This is a genomic window from Candidatus Vondammii sp. HM_W22, assembly GCF_022530855.2.
Lineage (GTDB): Bacteria > Pseudomonadota > Gammaproteobacteria > Chromatiales > Chromatiaceae > Vondammii.
In genome coordinates this window covers 508,762-529,416 of record NZ_CP099567.1, presented here as the reverse complement: position 1 = coordinate 529,416, position 20,655 = coordinate 508,762, and the positions used below count along the sequence as shown (strand labels likewise).

The following is a 20,655-nucleotide window of genomic DNA, read 5'->3' as shown; positions in this document are numbered from 1 at the left end:
TTTTGCAGAAGTTGCTGGGCAAGCCAGGCCTTTGCCTCAATATAGACACCTTCCCCCACCTGCAAACCACCCAGTAGAATAAGCGTGACCGCAGAGTAACCAAAATACCTGTTCATGCCTGAATCCTCCCATTGGCGGAACGCCGCTGATACCAGACCGCAGCCAATCCAAGAATCAGCAACAAGAATCCAATTAACAGCTTTAGTGGGCCGGGGGTCGCCGTCTGCGGCAGTTGTCCGAACACTTTTCCGGCATTCCAGCCATGGGACAGATTGATCGGAACCGATTTCGCTTCCAACGCATCGGTGTCGGGACGTGAAGGTGTCTGATCTACCGCAACCAAACTGGTGTAGCGGCTCACCAATTGATGCTCTAGAGCCACCTCCAGAACAGCCTGGCGAACCTCATTTTCACTCCGTCCCCGGCTTCGCTGCCCCATCAGACCAGCAATGTTACGGCGGGCCCAGAGCTGATGAACACCTGACGCCACAGCACCGCCCCCCAATGCCACCCGCTGCGTCCAGGGGTGGCCCGATTTATTACCGCTGATCTCGATCGCATCCACCATTTTTTCCAGACGGACGGCCAACACGACCGGCTCACCCTGATAAAGATCCGGTATACGCTTCGGCCACATCTCAGCATCAGCTACACCTGGCCAGACCAAGGTAATATCGGTCAGCACCGGTGCTTCCAGCTTGGCAAACAGTTCATTCATTTTTTGTTTTACCTCTGCCACCTTACCGATGTAAGTAAAGCTTCCACGGCCAAACTCTGCTGCCCGAGTCATGAAGTGGCTGTTGGGTGCAGAACCTATCCCAATGGTAAACAGCCGGCTTGACCCCAGTCGCTGCTGGATCACCGAGAACAACGCCTCTTCATTACCGACACTGCCATCGGTCAGAAAAATCACCTGACGCAAAAACGTCTCAGATGATTCTCCATGCAGCGCCTGCTTCAGGGCCGGCAGCATCTCTGTGCCACCATTGGCCTCCATACCATCCACATAACGGAGTGCCCGCTGCAGATTATCAGGACTGGCCTACACAGACTGGCCAAAGAGAGCATGAGTCTGGCTATTGAACTGGATAATGTTAAACCGGTCATTCCCAGTCAGCCGTCTCAACGCCATTTTCAATGCTGCTTTCGCCTGTGCAATCGAGGCACCATTCATCGAACCGGATGTATCGATAACGAACACTGCCTCCCTGGGTAACCGCTTATCTGTCAGACTGTTTTTTACCGGCGGCATCACCATCAACAAGGCATAGGTTTGCTGTTTCCACTGTTCGGTAAACAGTGCAGCCTGGGGTGCCATACCCGTCAGTGGAACCCAGTTCAGTTCAAAATCGCGATTGGCAGGCACCTCTCCCTGTTTCAAGTGAATGCGGTGTATTCCCGTCTCATCACGCAGGCTCTCGATAGCATGATAGGCACTCTCCAGCCGCGCCAGCGGCAGGCCGGCATCCAGATTCACCTGGATGGAAACCGGATTAATATCACCCATCTCAGGGTCAACCACCGGTGGCGTGATACGGGATGCATCAGCTACCTGGTCAGTGTTCTTTGCCCATCCACTACCGCTAAATCCAGCAACAGACTCATTACCAACCGGGTGACCCGGGATATAGCGCGGGGCCACCACCAGGGGAAAGCGGATGCTGAACCGGCCCTGGTCGTAATGCAGTGACTGCTGATATTCGATCTCGACAGTCACCGTCTCTCCAGGGCCGATATTGGCCACTGACATGGTAAAGATATTGGGTCGTTCCTGACTTAACAGACTGGCCTTTTTACCCTCACGTTTCGCCTGCTGGTAGATCTTTTGCGCCTTTATCTTCTCCTGGATCTCACCCTGGATAACCCGCTCACCAATGCGCAGCTGCATCCGGTCCACCGCAGCATCCTCCGGCAGTGGAAAAACATAAACCCCTTCCTCCACCCAACCACTCCCGGGATTACGAAACGCCTGACGCACCCTGACCCGCGCCAGCATCCCACTGATATCCATCTGAACATCGGTCTTCAGCATCGGTGCATCAATGCTCACACCGCCACTCGCCAGTTTCAGCAGCAGACTGCCACGTTGCACCTCATCAATACTGAGCGGATTTGGCTGATAGGTTCTGTCCGATGTCTCAGCCTGGGCTGAAGGGGCCACCGCCAATATCAGGCAAACCATCAACAAAGCAGCAGCCAAACCGACCCCCAAAGCTTCCAGGGCAAGCATCAGCATATCTTTACGGATGGTCTCAGCGAGTTTTGTATTTGACATGATGTCGCCTCTCACTCTGTTTCGTTGGTAAGGGTCTCTTTGTCACAGCAATCGATTTTGCCACAAACCGGTAGCAGACCCGGCCCATAATTTCAGGAGAGCCGTAGAGAAACTCTTCACTCGGCGGTTGAATAAAACGGTTCATACCCCCTCCCTCCGGCAGAAATAGATCAATACCCGGCGATCAAAACCCAGCCCTTCACGATCTTCGGCCGAATACTCTGTGCGGCTCTCGCCATGTGCGACCTCTATAATGTGGCCACGGCTTAAACCCTGAGCCACCAGATGGCGAATCACCACCCGGGCCCGCTGCTCCGATAGCGCCTTGTTGAAATGCGCCGTACCGCGAAGATCGGCAAAAGCATCTACATGCAGATCCAATTCAGGGAACTGTTGTAGCATTTTTGCCAGACGCTGGAGCTGATTTGGGTAACGCGATTCCAACCCGGCACTACCGGTGCGAAAATGAATATTCAGAGCAAAGCTCTCGGATAGCACATCCACACGGTTCGACCCTCTCTGCTGGATGTGGCCAAGCTCCCCGGCCACCCTATCCGCTCTCTGCCTGGAGAGCCGTAAAGCCTCTTCAAGTGAAATCTTCTCTTGCTGAGCAAGCGCCAGACTCGACTCAAGCCCAGAGTTGCGGCCAAACAGAGCACCGCCTGCGGCACCAATCACAAACCCGGGCGATCCACCAATGATGGCACCGACACCTGCCCCCTGCCACTCCCGATGACTCACTTCATTGAGATAATCACTGTCATTGTCAGAGGCCTTGGCAGCAGAGACCAACATCAAACCTGCCAAGGCAGACACCACCACCCGTTTTTTCATCTTCTCTCCTTCACTTCGATATGGCCCAGCGCACCGTCCATTGTAAGTTTTAGCGGTTCCTGGCCTGCGCCGGATAACTATTGACTGGAGGTAATTAAAACCAACTGAAGTGGCAGAGAGCTTGCCGCATGATGGCAAAGTAGTGGCAGAATCGGGCAAAAGTGTAGCAGAGAGGGAGAAGCGCTGATTTACCGAGTATAACTGATATAAGATGAGTTCAATGCATGGTACTAATAGGATATAAAGTTACTTCAACCAAACGCAACTTCTCGCTCTCCTCCACTCCTATAGACTAATCGAGAACTTACGACTAAACATATTTCACCTATGAACAGACAGATCGCCATTGTCGAAGACGAACCCGCTATCCGGGAAAACTACACCCATGCATTGAAGCATCAAGGCTATGAAGTGAAAGGTTTTGCGGGACGAAAAGAGGCTCTTGATGCGTTTCATCGACAACTGCCCGACCTGGCTATTCTGGACATCGGACTGGGAGAGGATGTGGATGGAGGCTTCGAACTCTGCAGAGAGCTGCGCGCACTGTCGCCGACACTGCCGATCATCTTTCTCACTGCCCGGGACAGCGACTTGGACACCGTCTCCGGTCTGCGCCTGGGTGCAGACGACTACCTGACAAAAGATATCAGCCTGGCGCATCTTACCGCCCGTATTGCAGCCCTGTTCCGGCGTATCGAGGCACTTCAACAACCAGTTAAAGAAGAGCGTGTAATAAAACGCGGCGCACTGCATCTGGACTTGGATAGGCTGCAGGTCCAGTGGCAGGATACCCCTCTCGACCTCACCCTGACCGAACTCTGGTTCGTGCGGGCACTGGCGGATCACCCAGGGCATGTACGTAGCCGTGATCAATTGATGGATGCAGCCAATATATTGGTTGATGCCACCAGCATCAGCACGCACATCAAACGGGTGCGGAGAAAATTCGAAACCGTGGATTCCGCTTTCAATGCTATTAGAGACAGTCTACGGCATGGGCTACCGCTGGAACGCATCCTGACCCATGGACAGTTCTGCTGGAACCCCCTCTCCCTTTCACAGTATCCGCTTCAAACTACTGTTGGTCTCTCTCACGCTACTGGTAATCCCCTGGGCGGGTTACCGCTATATTCAGGAGACCGAATCATTTCTGCGCCAATCACAGGAGAGCATGCTGCTGGGCACCGCTCAGGCCGTCGCGGCGATACTTCACAACCATGAAGATATGTTCACCTTGGGTGCGGCACTGGATAAAGGGGATGAAATAGAGAGCATCCTCTACGTACACCCCATGGACACTAACATTCAGCTCGATGGATACACCGAAGAGTGGCAAGCGTATCTGCAGAATCTGAGCCGGTATCCTGAGCAGGGAGAAGCTGTATTCGAATATCTTCTGGGTGAACGGGGAAGCTATCTCTATCTGCTGCTTAAAGTGAGAGATGACCGCATTCTCTATCAACAGCCAGGTGAGCGCCGCATGGACCGCAGTGATTTTATCGAGCTGGCGGTGGTGAACCCCGATGGAAATCTTGCCATCTATCGCATTGCCAGCAGCTCACCAGGCTGGGTCAATGCCAAACGTATGTCCACAAAAAATAAGGACCCCTATCCTATCAGCACCGAAGTGCGGATCCAGGGAGAGTGGCAGGAGCGGGATGACGGCTACACTCTTGAGCTTCGGATACCCCGTTATCTGGTCGGCGAACATATGGCACTGAGAGTGGCCGATGTGGATGACCCGGTCAGCAGAAAAATTGAATCGAGCATCTCTACAACCCCTATCGAACAGATCGGCACATCGGGACGCTTGATCAGACCCAATCCTGAAATGGCCCGAGTGATCGGTGGGCTTGAGCATGAGAATGCCCGGATCTGGGTACTCGATCGTTATCACCGGGTCCTGGCCAGACGGGGTCATCTGAGGCCGGCAGATGAGGAGCAGCACAGCAACACGCTGATCGATGCAGGAATCCAATCCATCCTTCACCCACTGTTCAGGCTGGTGCTGGACCAATCCTCAGATCACTTTATTGATGAGTTCGCCGGCCGCTCCCGGCTCCAGGGAAGTGAGATAAAAGCGGCCTTGGCAGGCACACCCCAGACCCGTCGCCACGCCACACCGGATCACAAGGCGATGATACTTTCCTCCGCATGGCCGGTCCGTTCACCTGACGGTATCGTCGGTACCGTACTGGTAGAGCAGAGCACCAACCAGATTCTGAGCCTGCAGAACAATGCGTTGGAACGGCTGTTCGGTATCACCCTTATTCTGTTTGTCATTACCAGCCTGGGACTACTCGGATTTGCCACCCTGCTCACCGATCGAATCCGCCGCTTGCATCATCAGGTAGAAGCGGCGGTCACCCCGGATGGACGCATACAAGGTGAATTAAACCCCAGCAAATCAAAAAATGAAATTGGCGATCTTGGCCGCAGTTTTTCCAGCGTACTCAACAGACTCTCAGAGTACAACCACTATCTGGAAGCGATGTCATCACGACTCGCCCATGAACTGAGAACACCGCTGACCATTGTGAAATCATCACTGGAGATTCTGGAAACAACGTCATCCTCCGGTGAACAACAACGCTATGTTACCCGAGCAAGAGAAGACACAGAGAGACTGGGACTGATCCTCCATCGGATGCGGGAGGCAACCCGGTTGGAGCAGCTGCTGTTGCAGACCGAGTTTGAAACTTTTGATCTCGCCAATTTGGTAAGAGTCGCAACTGAAAGCTACCGGAGTGCGTTTCCCAGCATTCTGTTTGAGGTGGAAGTACAATCCCAGGCTCTATTGTGGAAAGGGGCACCCGATCTCATCAGCCAGGCCCTGGATAAACTCGTGGCCAACGCGGTGGATTTCCACGCGCCCGGGTCAACCATCAGGCTACAGCTGAAAACTGACCCTAAACAGATCAACCTGGAAATCATCAATCAGGGAACCTCTCTCCCCGATGGCATGAAGAATGAACTCTTTAAATCGATGATATCCATCCGCCAGTAGAAAGGCGATGAACCTCATCTTGGACTGGGCCTCTACCTGGTCCGCTTAATCTGCGAATTCCATCAAGGCCATGCTGCTGCAGAAAATCTTGGAGATGGTTCCGGTGTCAGATTCGGCTTGGTCCTGCCACTGAAGCAATAGTATTCAGTGCTATAGATTGCCGGTCATGGGACAGAAACCTACCCCGGTTATTACCGCCTTAAACCGGCGCCAATAGCCGATTTTTAGGTGGATTCAAGTTGTAAATGCACCACCTGTGCTCTTCAGAAAGACTTCGTTGAGTGTCTAATAATTGAGGCATTTCCGAAGCCGATTGTTGAGCTTTTTCTCTACAGTTGCGAACATTAGATCAGTGACCTTTCGCCAATTGATTCCTTTGTGAAAGCAATGATGTAGCAGTCCATTGGTATTTTCATTGGTGCCTCGTTGCCAGGGGGAATAAGGATCAGCAAAGTAAACATTCATGCCTGTGGCCTCTTCAATTTTTCTGAACTGAACACATTCTTTACCGTTATCAACCATCAGGGTTTTACGCCATTTCTCCGGTGTGATCTTAAAGGCAGTTGCTGTCGCCAGATAGAAAGTATCTGTCGGTTTGTCGCTCAGTTTAGCGGCAACCAGTACGTGGCTCTTTCTTTCCACGTGGGTGGCAATACCACCTGAGCCCTTGCCTCCCTCAACACTATCACCTCTCCAGTGGCCAAAGTGACAGAGCGGTTGCCAGCACTCAAAGGACGATCATGGATGCTGACACGATTGGGTATCAAACCACGTTCAGTCCCGTATTGCTGTCTTAGACGCTTTTTGTGCCGCCTCAGTAGATGTTGGTGCAAAAAACCGCTTGTGCAGCATTCTCGCATATCCATCGATAGATACCTTCCGGGCTAATCCGCAGACATGCACTTCGAGGGTGATCCAGCTTGAGGCGTCCAGCCATTGTTTCCGGTGACCAATCCTCCTGTAACCGCTTGATGACATAATACAGGCGTTTTTTATGTGATCACCTGCGAGTGTGCCTCGGTTTCTTGCATCGAACCATCGCACGTTTCTGTGCAAACTCGTCCCGGTAACAGGCTATGAATCGACCATTGCGTTTCACTTCACGTGAGATGGTGGTGTGATGACGACCCAAACGACGACCAATGTTTCTATAACTTAAACGCCAATGCAAAAGATACATGAGCGTATGGCGTTCTTTTGCGACAAAATAGCGATAAAACACGATTTGCGGTGCCCCTGTGTAAATAAGATTTCGTAATCTTATTTTATCCGGCATTCAAATCATCTCTTTTTAGTCATCCAGGTGATGCACTTTGGAGTTGAATCCACCTCATTCGCAAGTACGCCATCACATCAGCAGAAGTTCACGACAGCTAGGCCTTCGGGGACTGCTGGATGAGAACAATAGTAATGGCAGTGTCTGGGCCGATTCTGCTTACCGCAGTATAGAACGGGAAGCCGCTTTACCGGGTGCGCATTACCGCAGTCAGATTCATTGTAAGTCGACACGCAAACGCCCCTTGAATGAACGGGAGCAAGAGGCAAACCGAAAACGATCAAAAGTTCGGGCTCGAGTTGAGCATGCGTTTGCCCAGCAGGCTAATCGATTGGTGCGTAGCATCGGGCAAGGCAGGGTCGGCGTGAAGATACCGGACTCTCCAGATTTACTAGAGGCTATTGGTCTTTGTCGATTTTTTTTGGGGTTCCCTTAAGGCAGTTTCGATTTAGCCTATTGCCTGATTTAAGGCGCCCAATAACCGGCTCGATAGCGGTTCGGCGCTTCATCCATTTTCGGGTTGACCGAGTCGCCCTCTTAAGGAGCCTGCCACAAAGCTTAACGTCAATTTCATCGCCTACGCGGTGCCCAGAGTAGTCCTGATGCGCAATATGCATTCTTGAGTTTTCGGCTGCTCAAACTCTCTGCTTGTTCAAGTGGCCGCCAAGAGTGTATGCCCATCATAAGGGTTACCCGTCAAACGCCATGTGTCAACTAACCAGCTGACTTTGGATCCGGTCACAAATGAGGGCTTATTGCCAAACACGTAACACTTGTGTATTTTTTACCTTTGGCAATGCATTCCTCTTCTGCTGCATGCACGCTGTAAAGCTTGTTTTTGTCTTGTCGTTGTGGTGCCAAGTAAATGATTGGCGCGTACAAGTAACGCCGTGAGTTCACCATCTCTGTACAGTGTCTTACGCCCAATGTCTCTCATCACTCGGCCCAAGTGCGTTTTGAGTTTTCCAGTCTGTCTCGCTGAACGCTTCATCTGCTGAGCATGAGAACATCGTCCTTGCATGATCAAGGCATTCTTTCCTACCCTGATATGGCTCTGGCGTCATTTGGTGCCGCAGATACCAATAGGTCACGCATTTTATGGTAGAGCTTTGCATCTGTTGGGAAGGTGATGGCCTCCTATTGAACGGTGGTGTCCACATTGACGTCCTTTAACTCACGCAAGCTCATTGCTTTAGTATTCAGCGCTAGCTCGATGGTTTGTTTCAACAGCGCATCAAATTTATTACCGACCCGGTTGCGCCAACGAGCCAGTCTGGAGGGGTGTAAGGGGAGTTTGTGTTGCAGCTATTGAAATCCACACAAAGTACGGCCAATATAGGTTTTCAACTCAGCGTTTCACAACGCTCTCATCGCTCTCATCGCTCTCATTAAAGGTGTACTTGAGGTAATGTAGGCCCGCTAGTAAGCGAGTGAGTAACGGGGGCTGGCCAGCACCTTCGTTGTAAATAACATCAATGCCAACTTCAAGTTTTCCCCGTTCATCTTCTCGGATAACCGCACCAGTGGGTGCAAGAGATTTAAGATCTGAGAGAGTTGCGAACGGAATAAATCAGCACCGTTATCCGGACTTTGTGGTTTCATATTTGCAAGGTCTTGATGATAAAGTAGGCTCTTCTTGCAGACTATTCCATCATAAATAGTTTATTAATTAATACTTATCATGTGGTTATGAATAATTCAATGGAGACTAAATACGTAAATTCGCCGGCCAAATGTCGGCCCGGCAGAATGAGATCATGACTAAACTAGAACCGGAATTCTGGGAAAATAGACCACTTTCCGCCCTGAGCAAAGAGGAGTGGGAGGCACTTTGCGACGGCTGCGCCAAATGCTGCCTGCACCGTCTTGAAGATATCGACACCCGGGAGATACGCTTTACCAACGTCTGCTGCCGCTACCTGGATCAGGATAGCTGCCACTGCACCGATTACCCGAACAGATCGGTCAATGTGCCGGAGTGCGTCACCGTCACACTGGAAGTGCTCGATGACCCCTACTGGCTTCCGGAGAGCTGTGCCTACCGTCTGCTGGCAGAAGGAAAACCGCTTTATTGGTGGCACCCCCTGGTTTCAGGAACACGGGATTCACTGACCAAATCCGCCAACAGGATCGGCGGACGGGTAGTCAGTGAACTCGATGCCGATGACCTCGAATACCATATGATCGACTGGATTAGATGAATAGAATCCGCACCATTACAGAGTTCCTTGAGAGTACCGGCGTCCGGCTGACCATTTATGACATCGGGCGCCGTATCATTGAAATCAGCCGGGAAGATTTTTTACAGTTCGAGAAGACAGAGCGTGCCTATCCCTACCCATTGCAGCGACAGGCTTGGTTTGCACTGCTCTGTGACAACGCCCAATCCGGCACAGAACCCTTTATCTGGTTCCTCCGTTTTCCCCTTGATGAACAGGGCAAACTAATTCAGGCGGCACGGGACGATTTCATGCACCGCATGATGGAGCGGCTTGAAGAGAAACTAGCGGCCGAAACAGAACAGCAGATAGCGTCTGCTCTGGAGGATAATCCCTACACCTTCAAACCAAGGGATGACCGGATGGCCGTATTTCATGCAAAAACCGCCCTCCGGATGGGGCAACCACCTTCTGAATTCTATCCCCATGCCAGGGAGTATTTCCGCGGCGATCTCGGCTGGGATCAATGGGCTTTCCTGGGATACCAGGGAATTGCAGAGGTCGCGGCCCGATTCTCCGAGGAGAACCAGCAGGATCTGGTTCAAGCCATTGCCCGGATGCCGATTCGGCCACTGGAGGCGCTCTGTCACTGCCTGGAGAACGAAGCGATTTCTACCACCCTGACCCAGGCGCTTCTCGACCGGACATTGAAGGAGTTGGATTTAGCGTCACCGGACAGCGCTCTGCTCCAGGCGACAATCCGCGGCGCCTCCCTCTCGGCCGATCAAGAGCTGAAGCTGCAGCTTGTTCTCTCGATCCTGAACCACCCCTGCTCTGCCGATAGCAATATCCTGACCGCTGTCAGCAGCCGCTGCTGGGAACTGTTGAAGCGCGATATCACCGCCGCTGAATACCTCGAACGCCTAGCGAATGGCGACTCAGGCCAGGAGGGATTCAACCAGTGTCTGATCGATCTTCTGTTTCTTCCCAGTATGCGGGAACCCTTGCTGCAAGCGATGCGCAACCCTCACCGCTCGGAACAACTCGCCCTCGCGATGGGTACTTTTCTTCAGTCGGTTGGAGGTTAAATGGCGCTTGGCAGCACTGTTCACCGGGCCACGATCAATCTTTCAGACGTGGATCTCGGCATCTATACCGAGTTGCAACTCACCGTTGCACGACACCCGTCAGAGACCGCCGAACGGCTGGTCGCCCGGCTGCTTGCCTACGCGATCTGTTATCAGGAGGAGCTGGAATTTACCAAGGGAATCTCTGAGGGCGATACACCTGATATATGGACCAGAGATCTGGACGGTAGAATCACCCATTGGATAGAAGTGGGACTTCCGACACCTGAACGCATCACTACCGCCTGCAAAAAAGCTGCCCGGGTGACTCTTTTTCTATTTGGCCGGCATAGCCGAAGATGGGTTCAGATGCACCGGGAAAAGCTGGATATACTCGACCGGCTGACAATGTTCGAACTCCCAGAAGCCCTGCTGGAAGCAGCAGTAGACGATTTGCACCGCTCAATCAACTGGTCGATTACACTGACTGAAGGCATCCTCTATCTCAGCACCGACAATCAATCTCTGGATGTCGAATTAATCCGCGTTTAATCGAGAATGCGGGTCAACAGCGAGGTCCCTGGCACGCACTTCTCCGGCAACCTGACCCGGACCTTATAGCCGCCTCCGGGAGCCACCTCCATAGCGTTACCATGCTCATCCTCCATCACCTCCAGAGAAAAACGCAGGTTACCATCAGGCATCATCAATTCGAGTTGATCGCCCACCGCAAACTTGTTTTTCACATCCACCGAAGTCAGTCCTGAGACTTCATCGCTGGATGTTATCTCCCCGACAAACAGCTGCCGGCTGCTGCTGGAACTTCCCTGGCGATAGTTCTGAAGCTCTTCGCTTTCATGCCGCTGGAAGAAGCCGTCGGTATAACCGCGATTGGCTAGGCTCTCCAGGTCTGCCATCAACTCTGGCCGGAATGGCCGGCCCCCCACGGCATCGTTTATCGCCTGGCGATAAACCTGGGTGGTGCGCGAAGTATAATAGTGTGACTTGGTGCGCCCTTCGATCTTCAGGCAATCTATCCCCATCTGAACCAACCGATGAACATGCTCCACTGCACGCAGATCCTTGGAGTTCATAATGTAGGTGCCCATCTCATCTTCAAACACCGGCATCAATTCACCAGGCCTTCCCTGCTCCTCCAGCAGATAGACCTTATCTGCCTCCGGGTGGCGAATCTGCCCCGATTGTGAAGTGGAACAGATCCCTTCTTTGCCTTCCTCTTCACTGATACCGTAATTCCAGCGGCAGGAGTTAGTGCAGCTCCCCTGATTGGCATCGCGGTGGTTGAAATAACCTGACAACAGGCAGCGCCCGGAGTAGGCGATGCAGAGCGCTCCATGAACAAACACCTCCAACTCCATATCCGGACAGGCCTGGCGGATATTCTCCACCTCATCGAGAGAGAGTTCACGGGACAATATAATGCGGGTTAGGCCAATCTGCTGCCAAAATTTGACCGTCGCCGAATTGACGGTATTGGATTGCACAGAGAGATGAACCGGCATCTCCGGCCAGCGTTCCCGTACCAGCATAATCAGTCCGGGATCTGACATGATCAGGGCATCAGGTCCCAGCTCAATAATCGGCGCCATGTCTTCCATGAAGGTTTTCAACTTGGCGCCGTGGGGCATCAGGTTACAGGCGAGGTAGAAATTCCTCCCCTGGTCATGAGCCTCCTTGATACCAATCTGCAGATTATCCTCGAGAAAATCGTTATTACGCACCCTCAGGCTATAACGGGGCATGCCGGCATAAACGGCATCTGCTCCATAGGCAAAAGCGTAACGCATATTTTTCAGCGTACCCGCAGGTGCGAGCAGTTCAGGTTTTTTCATTAATTGTCTCTCTATTCCCCGGGGAACAGATTCAAAATCTCAATAGAGTGGCTATTCTACCGGGTTAATTAAAAAGAGGGCTGTCATAGTTAATCAGTTAAAGGAAACCTCTAAATTGATATTGGAGATTAGATAAATGAAAAAGCTTGCCCTTGCCCTCGTAATTGGAATTCTCTCTACTGGTAGGGTTCTAGCAGATACAAAAATGCAGAACAACCAGCAGCAGTTATAACTGAAAGTGTTGTTTGAAAGGAATTGAAAAAAAGCGGGGTATCTGGTTGATTTGTTGTTGCGAGACATCAAAACAACCATTGGAGATACGCCACCACGAGTAAGAATAACGTTGTTAAGCTGGCAGGTCGCGATACGATTATCGATCCGCTGACAAAGTTGCTGAGAAGTGGTGCAGAGCAGTTGATCTACCAGGTGGTGGAGGCCGAGCTGCTGGAGCTGTTGGCGGAGCACGTCGAGCGACAGACAGAGGATGGCAAGGTGGGTGTGGTGCGTAATGGTCACCTGCCAGCTCGTAAACTGCAGACAGGATTAGGGCCGGTCACGTTCCGATCAGCTCTGGTGCCGCCGTATGTACGCAAGACGAAGTCACAGGAAGCGGCGCTGCCGTGGCTCTACCTGAAGGGGATTTCCAGTGGAGAGATGGGTGAAGCCCTGAAAGTGCTGGTGGGTCCGGATGCAACAGGCTTGTCGGCCGGCAGGGTATCGCGTCTGAAGCAGGTCTGGGCAGAAGAATATCGGAGCAGGTGCGAGGAGCGCCTGGATAAGGGCCATTGGGTGTATGTGTGGGCAGACGGTGTCTACAGCGGACAGAGAGCAGAGCAGACGAAGCTGTGTGCCCTGGTGGTGATCGGCGTGAATGAGCGTGGTGAGAAGCATTTTCTGGCAATTGAGGATGGTGTACGGGAGTCCACACAGAGCTGGCGGGAGGTACTGTTGAAACTGAAGTCACGCGGACTGACCCCGCCAAAATTGGCGATCGGAGACGGTGCTATGGGCTTCTGGGCTACGCTGGAGGAAGTGTATCCGGAGACGCGTCAGCAGCGCTGCTGGATGCACAAAACCATGAACGTGCTGAACTGCCTGCCAAGGTCAGCTCAGCCGAAAGTGAAGCAGGCACTGCACAACATCTGGCAGACGGAGACCCAGGCCGATGCGGAAAAGGCCTTTGATCTGTTTATCAAAACGTATGAGCCAAAGTATCCGAAGGCTGCCATCTGTCTGCACAAAGACCGAGAGGAACTGATGGCTTTCTATCAATTTTCTGCGCAGCACTGGCAGAGCATTCGGACCAGCAATCTGATTGAATCCACCTTCGGGACAATCCGCCATCGAACCAAGCGTTCCAAGGGCTGCCTATCGCGTGACGGCATGCTACACATGATATTCAAACTCGGCCTGTGTGCCGAGAAGACGTGGAGACGATTACGGGGTTTCGATTACCTGGCGAAGGTGATAACCGGAATCAAATTTAAAGAGGGTGTTGAGGTAGCAGGAGTCGATCAGGTCGCCGCTTGATTCAACTGGCTAAACACCAAGTTTGACTATAACTCAATTTTCATCAGCACAATACCATCTTGTGGATTAAGTGCATGACCGGTCGCCACTGCCACCACTTGTGAACGCCCTTTCAAGGAATACACATTATTCATATCCTGACTGAACACAGGCACCAGTTCATCACCCAAGCCCACCGGTCCGGTACGAAGGATGGAGTGGTAGGCAATATCCGGGTGCGGCTGACCAGACTGATTAAAGTCCCAATGATTAATTGCTTCATGTATTTCATCGCACTCTCCTTTTCAGGCAATGGATTGATAATAGAGATTCTGTGGATGCTTCGCCTCGGCGAAAAAATACCAGCGCTCAGCAATTAAACCCAGATACTGCACCGCAAAGGCAAACATGGGCAGAGAAGCCGACTCCATAAAATAAGCCGTCACAATCAGAATTACCGGCAGTAGAAACACCATCACCAGAAAACTGTGTTTGATCAGTTTCAACAGTGCTGGACTCCTGCCGTGAAAAAACTCCCGAGTGTTGAAGGAGCCGCCCATGAACCCCTGGGTAATCTGTGCCATCTGCTGGTGGCGTACACCGATAGCTGAGTTCAAATTCAACTTATGGCGCAATCGCCGGTTTCTGATCAGGGATGCGCCACGGGTGATAAATCCGGTCAGAGTGAAGATCACCGCCCAGGTTCCAAAGAAGACCACCAAGTCGACTCCACTGTATACCGAGAAGGCGGCCGCCAACATAAATCCCGATGCGATACCCAGCAGCAGGTAGTTTGCCACCGTTAGGGGGGTATGCCACTCTCGCAGAAACTTCAGACTAGCGTAGATCATCGCGGTACAGATAAACAGCACAAAAGCGCCGACACTGGCGAGAAAACCGATAATCAGCGCCATATCCACCGGCAGAGTACCTGCAATGACAAACAGTGGCGAAGTCAAGCCAAAGTACTGAACGCAACCGTAGAAAAAGACCAGCAGCATGAAGGCCGGCAACGCAATCACCTCCCGGGAGAGCCAGGAGGTGCGCCATTGGGTCATGGAGCGCCAGGCCCGTTCGGGATGACCCAGGTGAAAGATAGAAGCGACCAACCCGGCAATCAGAAAAAACAGCGCCAAAAAGCTGCCCAGGGCATAGAACGCCTGGCTGTCCTGGGCCGGCAGCAGGTTGGCCAGAGAGTGGACCTGCCCCGTATATAGCGCCAGAAACAGGCCCTGGCCGACACCGATCAGGGTCGTAAGAAAAATAACTGAAAATGCAGGATGCATAAAAACTCCGGGATCGAGTTACCAGGCCACGTCGTCCAGGGTCTCACCCTGATCGAATGGCAGTTCCAAATCCTCTTTCCGTAACGGGTTATCGGCACGCACCAGCTCATCTTCATGGATATGCATGCGGATTTTACGTCGCGGCAGATAGTGATTAGCCGGCTGGGTACCCCACTCAGGCTGCAGCTGATATCCACCCTCTTCCCTGATCGCCTTGGAGGCCGTTGAATCCGGATCATGGACATCGCCAAATATGCGTGCACTGGTTGGGCAAGCAAGGACACAAGCCGGCTTACGTTCTGCTTCGGGCAGACTCATATCCGTGATGCGATCAATACACAGTGTGCACTTTTTCATCACCTTGTTAAATTCATCGAACTCCCTTGCGCCATAAGGACAAGCCCAGGAGCAGTATTTGCAGCCGATGCACTTATCGTAGTCCACCAGCACCACCCCATTGTCCTCACGCTTATAACTGGCCCCTGTCGGACAGACAGGTACACAGGGTGGATCTTCGCAATGGAGACAGGACTTGGGGAAGTGAATCGTTTCGGTATTGGGAAAGATGCCCACTTCATAGGTCTGCACCCGGTTGAAGAAGACACCGGAAGGGTCCGCATCATACGGACGCTGATCCGGCATGGGACCAGCCCAGCCGGAGGTGTTCCACTCCTTACAACTGGTAACACAGGCATGACAGCCCACACACACATTCAAATCGATGACTAATGCCAACTGGCTCATTTATCTCTACCTAAGAACCTTTGCCAAATCTACCTGCAAAATAGGACTGCCAACGCCCCCGGCGTAATGTCTGGCCCGGCAGCTTTTTTTGCAGAGAAAACTGCGGCCAGGTCTGTTCCGGCTCATCCGGTTCTGCCTTATAGATCTTCACTCGCACATCAAACCAGGCCGCCTGTCCCGTCACCGGATCTGAGTTGGAAAGGTTTTCGCCCGATTCACAAGGCGGCAGCTCTTCCGGTATCAGGTGGTTCAGCAAAAATCCCTTTTGCGACTCGTTGGCCTTGGCAGAAAGCCCCCAGGCACCGGCTGCCTTGCCAATGGCATTCCAGGTCCAGACTGTACCGGGCTCCACCGCCTCTGAATAACGGCACATGCAACGCACTTTATTGGTGGGCGACTCCACCCAGATCCAGTCTCCATCCTCGATCCCTTTGGCTCTTGCCAATTTCGGGTTCACAAACAGATAGTTGTGGGTATGGATCTGCCGCAACCAGGCGTTGAGAGAATCCCAGGAGTGGTACATCGCCATAGGTCTCTGAGTCAGAGCATTGAGAGGATACTCTTGGGTATCCAACAGCCTTGAGAGCAGCGTCTCCCCGTAAAAAGGGAGCGGGTCAAAATGGGTTTCGACACGCTTGCGCAAATGATCCGGCGGCTGACGCCCCTCCCCTTTACCCTGAGCCGCCAGGCGGAACCGTTGCAACACTTCAGAGTAAAGATGAATGGTAATCGGCTCTGCATACCGGGTCATACCGTGAGCACGCGCCCAAGTAAGGTAGCCCTTGTTCCAGTTGCGCATGTACTGGTATGACTTGGGCAGTTCATAGTGATAGACGCAGCCGTTTTTCTGGTACATCTCCCACTGCCGCGGATTGGGCTCTCCTTTCAGGAACTTCTCTCCGCCCTTGCCGCGCCAGCCGGCAAGAAAGCCGATACCGGAACCGGGGGATGTCTCATAATTGGTAATGAAATCCGGGTAGTCGCGGTATTTACGGCTACCGTCCTCTTTGACAAAAGCGGGTAGTCCGAGTCGACTGCCCAGTTCTATCAGCACCTCCTGAAAAGGTTTGCACTCCCCGGTGGGCGGGACCACAGGAATTCGCACAGAATCCACCGGGCCGCTGTATTCGGAGATCGGACGGTCCAGCATCGAGAGGGCGTCATAGCGCTCCAGATAGGTGGTATCGGGCAGCACCAGATCAGCAAAGGCCACCGTCTCTGACTGGAAGGCGTCACAGACGATAATGAATGGAATCTTATATTCCCCATCCTCATCCTTATCCACCAGCATGTCACGCACATTGGCGGTATTCATCGATGAGTTCCAGGCCATATTGGCCATGAACAGCATCATGGTATCTATCTTATAGGGGTCGCCGCGCCAAGCGTTGGTGATGGCATTGTGCATCAGGCCATGCACCGACAGCGGGTATTCCCAGGAGAAGGCTTTGTCAATGCGCACCGGCGTGCCATCTTCATCCACAAACAGATCCGCAGGTTTCGAGGGCCAGCCCAGAGGCATACCATCCAACGGCGTATCCGGCTTCACCCCCTCGGGGCCATTGGGCGGTTTCGGGCAGGGTGGAATCGGTCGCGGGAAGGGCGCCTTATGGCGGAAGCCACCGGGCCGATCGATGGTGCCCAGTAGGGTCATCAGGATAGCCAAAGCACGAATTGACTGAAAGCCGTTGGAGTGGGCGGCCAGGCCCCGCATGGAGTGGAATGCCACTGGGTTGCCGGTGACTGAGTCATGCTCATTCTCCCAGCAATCAGTCCACTGGATCGGCAGCTCTATCTTCTGGTCCCGGGCAGTAACGCCCATTTCATGGGCCAGGCGGATAATCGTCTCCGCCGGAATACCGGTGATCCCCTCAGCCCACTCCGGGGTGTACTCCTCCACTCGCTCTTTCAGTAGTTGAAAAGCGGGTTTCACCGGAGTGCCATCCTCCAGACAATAGGCGCCCATCAGGCGAGGCTCTGAACCCGGTGTGTGAGTGGATATCTCTTTGTTGAGTTCCGAATCCCACCAGAGCTTGTTTTCGGGATCGAAGCAGCCCTCCTCGATATGCATCTCGAAGCGCTTGAACAGGCCATGATCATCGCGTTCAGGGTCATTCACCACCAGTTCGGCGGCGTTACTGTACTGAATCAGAAATTCACGATCATAGAGCCCCTGCTTGATCAACTCATGAATCAACGCCATTATCAGCGCGCCATCGGTACCCGGCTTGATCGGCACCCACTCGTCGGCAATGGCGGAGTAACCGCTCCTGATCGGATTGATAGAGATGAAACGTCCACCCCTGCGTTTGAATTTGGATATCTGGATCTTCATCGGGTTGGAGTCGTGATCTTCTGCCGTTCCAATCATCACAAACAGCTTGGCACGGTCCAGATCAGGGCCGCCAAACTCCCAGAAAGAGCCGCCGATGGTGTAGATCATCCCGGCGGCCATATTGACCGAACAGAAACCACCATGGGCTGAATAGTTGGGGGTTCCGAACTGCTTGGCAAACATACCGGTGAGCGCCTGCATCTGGTCACGGCCGGTAAACAGGGCAAATTTCTTAGGGTCTTCCGAGCGTATCTTGGAGAGGCGCTCCTCCATAATGCCGAAGGCCTGAGCCCAGGAGATCTCCTCAAAACCGGAGGTACCCCGCTCCGCACTCTTTTTACGCAACAGAGGTTTGGTAATCCGGGCCGGGGAGTACTGCTTCATAATGCCCGATGAGCCCTTGGCACAGATCACACCCTGATTGTGCGGATGGTTGGGATTACCCTCGATGTGACGTATCTCCCCATCACGCAGCGTGACCCGGATGCCGCAGCGGCAGGCGCACATGTAGCAGGTGGTCTCCTTGACTTCTACGCGCCCGATGTCGCTATCAGAACGGGTTGTTGGATCCTGCATACCTTCGTAACCCCAATGATGAAAACAGAGTTAATCAATATTTCATCTGATTCTAATATTCCATGGTATCACACCGCAACCCGATTGCCCTTTTATCGTCTCATGGATGATAAATCGTCTAAAAGTCCGTGCGATCAAGGACCGGGAGCGCACATCCAAGAGACGCCGGAGGCACATCCCTGTAAGCTTGAAGGCGGGGCCGCATTACCAATGCATGATGAAAATTTTCTAAAAAACGTGACATCCATTTAGAAACGGATACGATTATTCTTCACCCATGACTGGAGTTTAGTTATGCCTATCGCCTACATAACCCATACCGACTGCCTGTTACATGATGTTGGATCTGAACATCCGGAAAGGCCTGCACGGCTGAATGCGATTCAGGACCGGTTGATCGCCTCCAGAATGGAGTTTGTGGTTATGCAATACGATGCCCCAATGGTCCAGCGGGTTGACCTGGATAGAGTGCATGACCCTGATTACGTCTCCAGAATCATTACCGATGCACCGCAGGAAGGCATACTGATGCTGGATAGCGATACATTTATGATGCCGAAAACACTGAATGCGGTACTCCGTGCCGCCGGGGCGGTAACCCACGGGGTAGATCTGGTGATGAAGGGAGAGGCGGATTCCGCATTCTGCACTATCCGGCCACCTGGCCACCATGCTGAACGCAATCGCGCCATGGGTTTCTGCTATTTCAACAATGTTGCGGTGGGTGCAGCCTATGCACTGGATGTCCATGGTTTGGACCGGGTCGCGATTATCGATTTTGATGTCCATCACGGCAATGGGACCGAAGCGATCTTTGAGGAGGAGCCCAGAGTACTTTTCTGCTCCAGTTTTCAGCATCCCTTCTACCCCTTTACCGGGCATGAGACAGAGACTGCCCACATCGTCAATATTCCCCTCCCTGCCGGGACGGATGGAAAAATATTCCAACAACAGGTAACGGACCACTGGCTACCGGCCCTGGAAGCATTCAAGCCACAACTGATCATGATTTCAGCCGGCTTTGACGCCCATGCAGAAGATGAAATGGGACAACTGAGGTTGCGAGAGAGCGATTACGCATGGGTAACAACCGAACTGAAGAAAATCGCTGACAAATATGCTGAGGGACGTATTGTCTCCACACTGGAGGGGGGCTATGCCCTGGATGCCCTTGGCCGGAGTGTGATTGCCCATCTGGATGCTTTACTGGGAAACAGTTAGTCGAACCACCCGATTTTTTTACTCTTGGCCTTTAAACCGGCATCCCGGAAAAAGCAAGCGCGAATGTAATTGCTTACCGATCTACTGCAGCCTGTTTTCAACAAAGGGAATCAACAGCAGAGCACCGATGATCCAGATCACCGGAGACCAGACACCGATCAGCAGCTTGAGTGCCGAGGGGCCAATGAATGGCAGTAGAATGATCGTGGTCAGCAGCAGCAAACCCCAGACCAGAAGAAACGAGGCCATAGCGACCTTCACTCCCCGGGGCATCTTGCTGACACGCCGGTCAGGATCAATTTTTGCAGTGATGATCCACCGCAGGCCATAGGCGACCAGTAGTGCAAGCGTGGCGAGATAGAACCTTGTCTCTTGTATATTTCCCAGGCTATACACACGGTATTTGTAGAGGGTAATCAGGCCAATCGCGCCGAACAGTGCAATCAATAATGGTGATGGTCTTTTCAATTTCTTAATCCGGGTGTTCGTCTAAAAAAGCGCATTTATAACGAG

16 protein-coding genes and 2 pseudogenes are annotated in these 20,655 nt (G+C 52.6%); 8 read left to right on the top strand and 10 right to left on the bottom strand.

Features of this window, described 5'->3' with window-relative positions:
* Positions 1-112: 112 nt before the first annotated feature.
* Positions 113-1,996 (bottom strand): annotated as a pseudogene (locus tag MN084_RS02890) (marine proteobacterial sortase target protein).
* 420 nt (positions 1,997-2,416) lie between these two features.
* Entirely contained in the window at positions 2,417-3,109 is a 693-nt protein-coding gene (locus tag MN084_RS02885) for an OmpA family protein (RefSeq protein WP_241084922.1), read from the bottom strand.
* 327 nt (positions 3,110-3,436) lie between these two features.
* On the opposite strand from MN084_RS02885, the pseudogene pdsR reads away from it, so the two are divergent.
* Together pdsR and pdsS are read left to right on the top strand one after the other, a co-directional pair.
* Positions 3,437-4,130: pseudogene (pdsR, locus tag MN084_RS02880) on the top strand (proteobacterial dedicated sortase system response regulator).
* Between the two features lie 3 nt (positions 4,131-4,133).
* A complete protein-coding gene (pdsS, locus tag MN084_RS02875) occupies positions 4,134-6,116 on the top strand; it encodes a proteobacterial dedicated sortase system histidine kinase (RefSeq protein WP_241084923.1) in 1,983 nt (660 codons plus the stop codon).
* Positions 6,117-6,401: 285 nt separating this feature from the next.
* Here pdsS and MN084_RS02870 read toward each other — a convergent pair whose 3' ends face one another.
* Together MN084_RS02870 and MN084_RS19185 are read right to left on the bottom strand one after the other, a co-directional pair.
* Positions 6,402-6,770 carry an IS30 family transposase gene (locus MN084_RS02870; protein WP_241086014.1) on the bottom strand — a complete coding sequence of 123 codons (369 nt, stop codon included), beginning with the start codon at positions 6,768-6,770 and terminating at the stop codon, positions 6,402-6,404.
* A 346-nt stretch (positions 6,771-7,116) separates the two neighbouring features.
* Complete coding sequence (locus MN084_RS19185; protein WP_445083938.1) at positions 7,117-7,296, bottom strand: helix-turn-helix domain-containing protein; 180 nt, start codon at positions 7,294-7,296, stop codon at positions 7,117-7,119.
* A 133-nt stretch (positions 7,297-7,429) separates the two neighbouring features.
* Here MN084_RS19185 and MN084_RS02865 point away from each other — a divergent pair, with 133 nt between their 5' ends.
* The 4 genes from MN084_RS02865 to MN084_RS02850 all read left to right on the top strand — a co-directional run bounded on the left by MN084_RS02865 (position 7,430) and on the right by MN084_RS02850 (position 11,170).
* Positions 7,430-7,828: a transposase gene (locus MN084_RS02865; RefSeq protein WP_330178308.1), complete on the top strand. Its 399-nt coding sequence runs from the start codon at positions 7,430-7,432 to the stop codon at positions 7,826-7,828.
* A gap of 1,321 nt (positions 7,829-9,149) precedes the next feature.
* Complete coding sequence (locus MN084_RS02860) at positions 9,150-9,593, top strand: YcgN family cysteine cluster protein (protein WP_241084925.1); 444 nt, start codon at positions 9,150-9,152, stop codon at positions 9,591-9,593.
* Positions 9,590-10,639, top strand: a complete 1,050-nt coding sequence (locus MN084_RS02855) for a DUF3549 family protein (protein ID WP_241084926.1) — start codon at positions 9,590-9,592, stop codon at positions 10,637-10,639. Before MN084_RS02860 ends, MN084_RS02855 begins: the two co-directional genes overlap by 4 nt.
* A complete protein-coding gene (locus MN084_RS02850; protein WP_241084927.1) occupies positions 10,640-11,170 on the top strand; it encodes a YaeQ family protein in 531 nt (176 codons plus the stop codon).
* Here the strand turns inward: MN084_RS02850 and trhP are convergent.
* On the bottom strand, positions 11,167-12,471 hold the full coding sequence (gene trhP, locus MN084_RS02845; protein WP_241084928.1) for a prephenate-dependent tRNA uridine(34) hydroxylase TrhP: 1,305 nt from the start codon (positions 12,469-12,471) through the stop codon (positions 11,167-11,169). The two genes, MN084_RS02850 and trhP, sit on opposite strands and share 4 nt — an antisense overlap.
* A 351-nt stretch (positions 12,472-12,822) precedes the next feature.
* Between trhP and MN084_RS02840 the strand changes: the two genes are divergently transcribed.
* Positions 12,823-14,001 carry an IS256 family transposase gene (locus tag MN084_RS02840; protein ID WP_330178516.1) on the top strand — a complete coding sequence of 393 codons (1,179 nt, stop codon included), beginning with the start codon at positions 12,823-12,825 and terminating at the stop codon, positions 13,999-14,001.
* A 26-nt stretch (positions 14,002-14,027) separates the two neighbouring features.
* On the opposite strand, the gene MN084_RS02835 is transcribed toward MN084_RS02840, so the two are convergent.
* From MN084_RS02835 to soeA, 4 genes are all read right to left on the bottom strand, one after another.
* Entirely contained in the window at positions 14,028-14,171 is a 144-nt protein-coding gene (locus tag MN084_RS02835; protein WP_241084929.1) for a hypothetical protein, read from the bottom strand.
* A gap of 114 nt (positions 14,172-14,285) precedes the next feature.
* The gene (locus MN084_RS02830; protein ID WP_241084930.1) at positions 14,286-15,266 is read right to left on the bottom strand and encodes a dimethyl sulfoxide reductase anchor subunit family protein; all 981 of its coding nucleotides are present in this window, start codon (positions 15,264-15,266) and stop codon (positions 14,286-14,288) included.
* Between the two features lie 18 nt (positions 15,267-15,284).
* On the bottom strand, positions 15,285-16,010 hold the full coding sequence (gene soeB, locus MN084_RS02825; RefSeq protein ID WP_241084931.1) for a sulfite dehydrogenase subunit SoeB: 726 nt from the start codon (positions 16,008-16,010) through the stop codon (positions 15,285-15,287).
* Positions 16,011-16,020: 10 nt separating this feature from the next.
* Positions 16,021-18,921 carry a sulfite dehydrogenase subunit SoeA gene (gene soeA / locus MN084_RS02820; RefSeq protein ID WP_241084932.1) on the bottom strand — a complete coding sequence of 967 codons (2,901 nt, stop codon included), beginning with the start codon at positions 18,919-18,921 and terminating at the stop codon, positions 16,021-16,023.
* A gap of 294 nt (positions 18,922-19,215) precedes the next feature.
* On the opposite strand from soeA, the gene MN084_RS02815 reads away from it, so the two are divergent.
* A complete protein-coding gene (locus MN084_RS02815; protein WP_241084933.1) occupies positions 19,216-20,142 on the top strand; it encodes a histone deacetylase family protein in 927 nt (308 codons plus the stop codon).
* A gap of 81 nt (positions 20,143-20,223) precedes the next feature.
* Here MN084_RS02815 and MN084_RS02810 read toward each other — a convergent pair whose 3' ends face one another.
* Positions 20,224-20,610 (bottom strand): hypothetical protein, encoded by a 387-nt coding sequence (locus MN084_RS02810; protein WP_241084934.1) that lies wholly within the window; start codon positions 20,608-20,610, stop codon positions 20,224-20,226.
* Positions 20,611-20,655: the final 45 nt, after the last annotated feature.

Bases quoted from the DNA above. Each gene is read 5' to 3' on its own strand.
- MN084_RS02830 (WP_241084930.1), bottom strand. From the start codon at position 15,266: ATGCATCCTGCATTTTCAGTTATTTTTCTTACGACCCTGATCGGTGTC.
- MN084_RS02850 (WP_241084927.1), top strand. From the start codon at position 10,640: ATGGCGCTTGGCAGCACTGTTCACCGGGCCACGATCAATCTTTCAGAC.
- trhP (WP_241084928.1), bottom strand. From the start codon at position 12,471: ATGAAAAAACCTGAACTGCTCGCACCTGCGGGTACGCTGAAAAATATG.
- soeB (WP_241084931.1), bottom strand. From the start codon at position 16,010: ATGAGCCAGTTGGCATTAGTCATCGATTTGAATGTGTGTGTGGGCTGT.
- MN084_RS02815 (WP_241084933.1), top strand. From the start codon at position 19,216: ATGCCTATCGCCTACATAACCCATACCGACTGCCTGTTACATGATGTT.
- MN084_RS02860 (WP_241084925.1), top strand. From the start codon at position 9,150: ATGACTAAACTAGAACCGGAATTCTGGGAAAATAGACCACTTTCCGCC.
- MN084_RS19185 (WP_445083938.1), bottom strand. From the start codon at position 7,296: ATGTATCTTTTGCATTGGCGTTTAAGTTATAGAAACATTGGTCGTCGT.
- pdsS (WP_241084923.1), top strand. From the start codon at position 4,134: ATGGACAGTTCTGCTGGAACCCCCTCTCCCTTTCACAGTATCCGCTTC.
- MN084_RS02855 (WP_241084926.1), top strand. From the start codon at position 9,590: ATGAATAGAATCCGCACCATTACAGAGTTCCTTGAGAGTACCGGCGTC.
- soeA (WP_241084932.1), bottom strand. From the start codon at position 18,921: ATGCAGGATCCAACAACCCGTTCTGATAGCGACATCGGGCGCGTAGAA.
- MN084_RS02885 (WP_241084922.1), bottom strand. From the start codon at position 3,109: ATGAAAAAACGGGTGGTGGTGTCTGCCTTGGCAGGTTTGATGTTGGTC.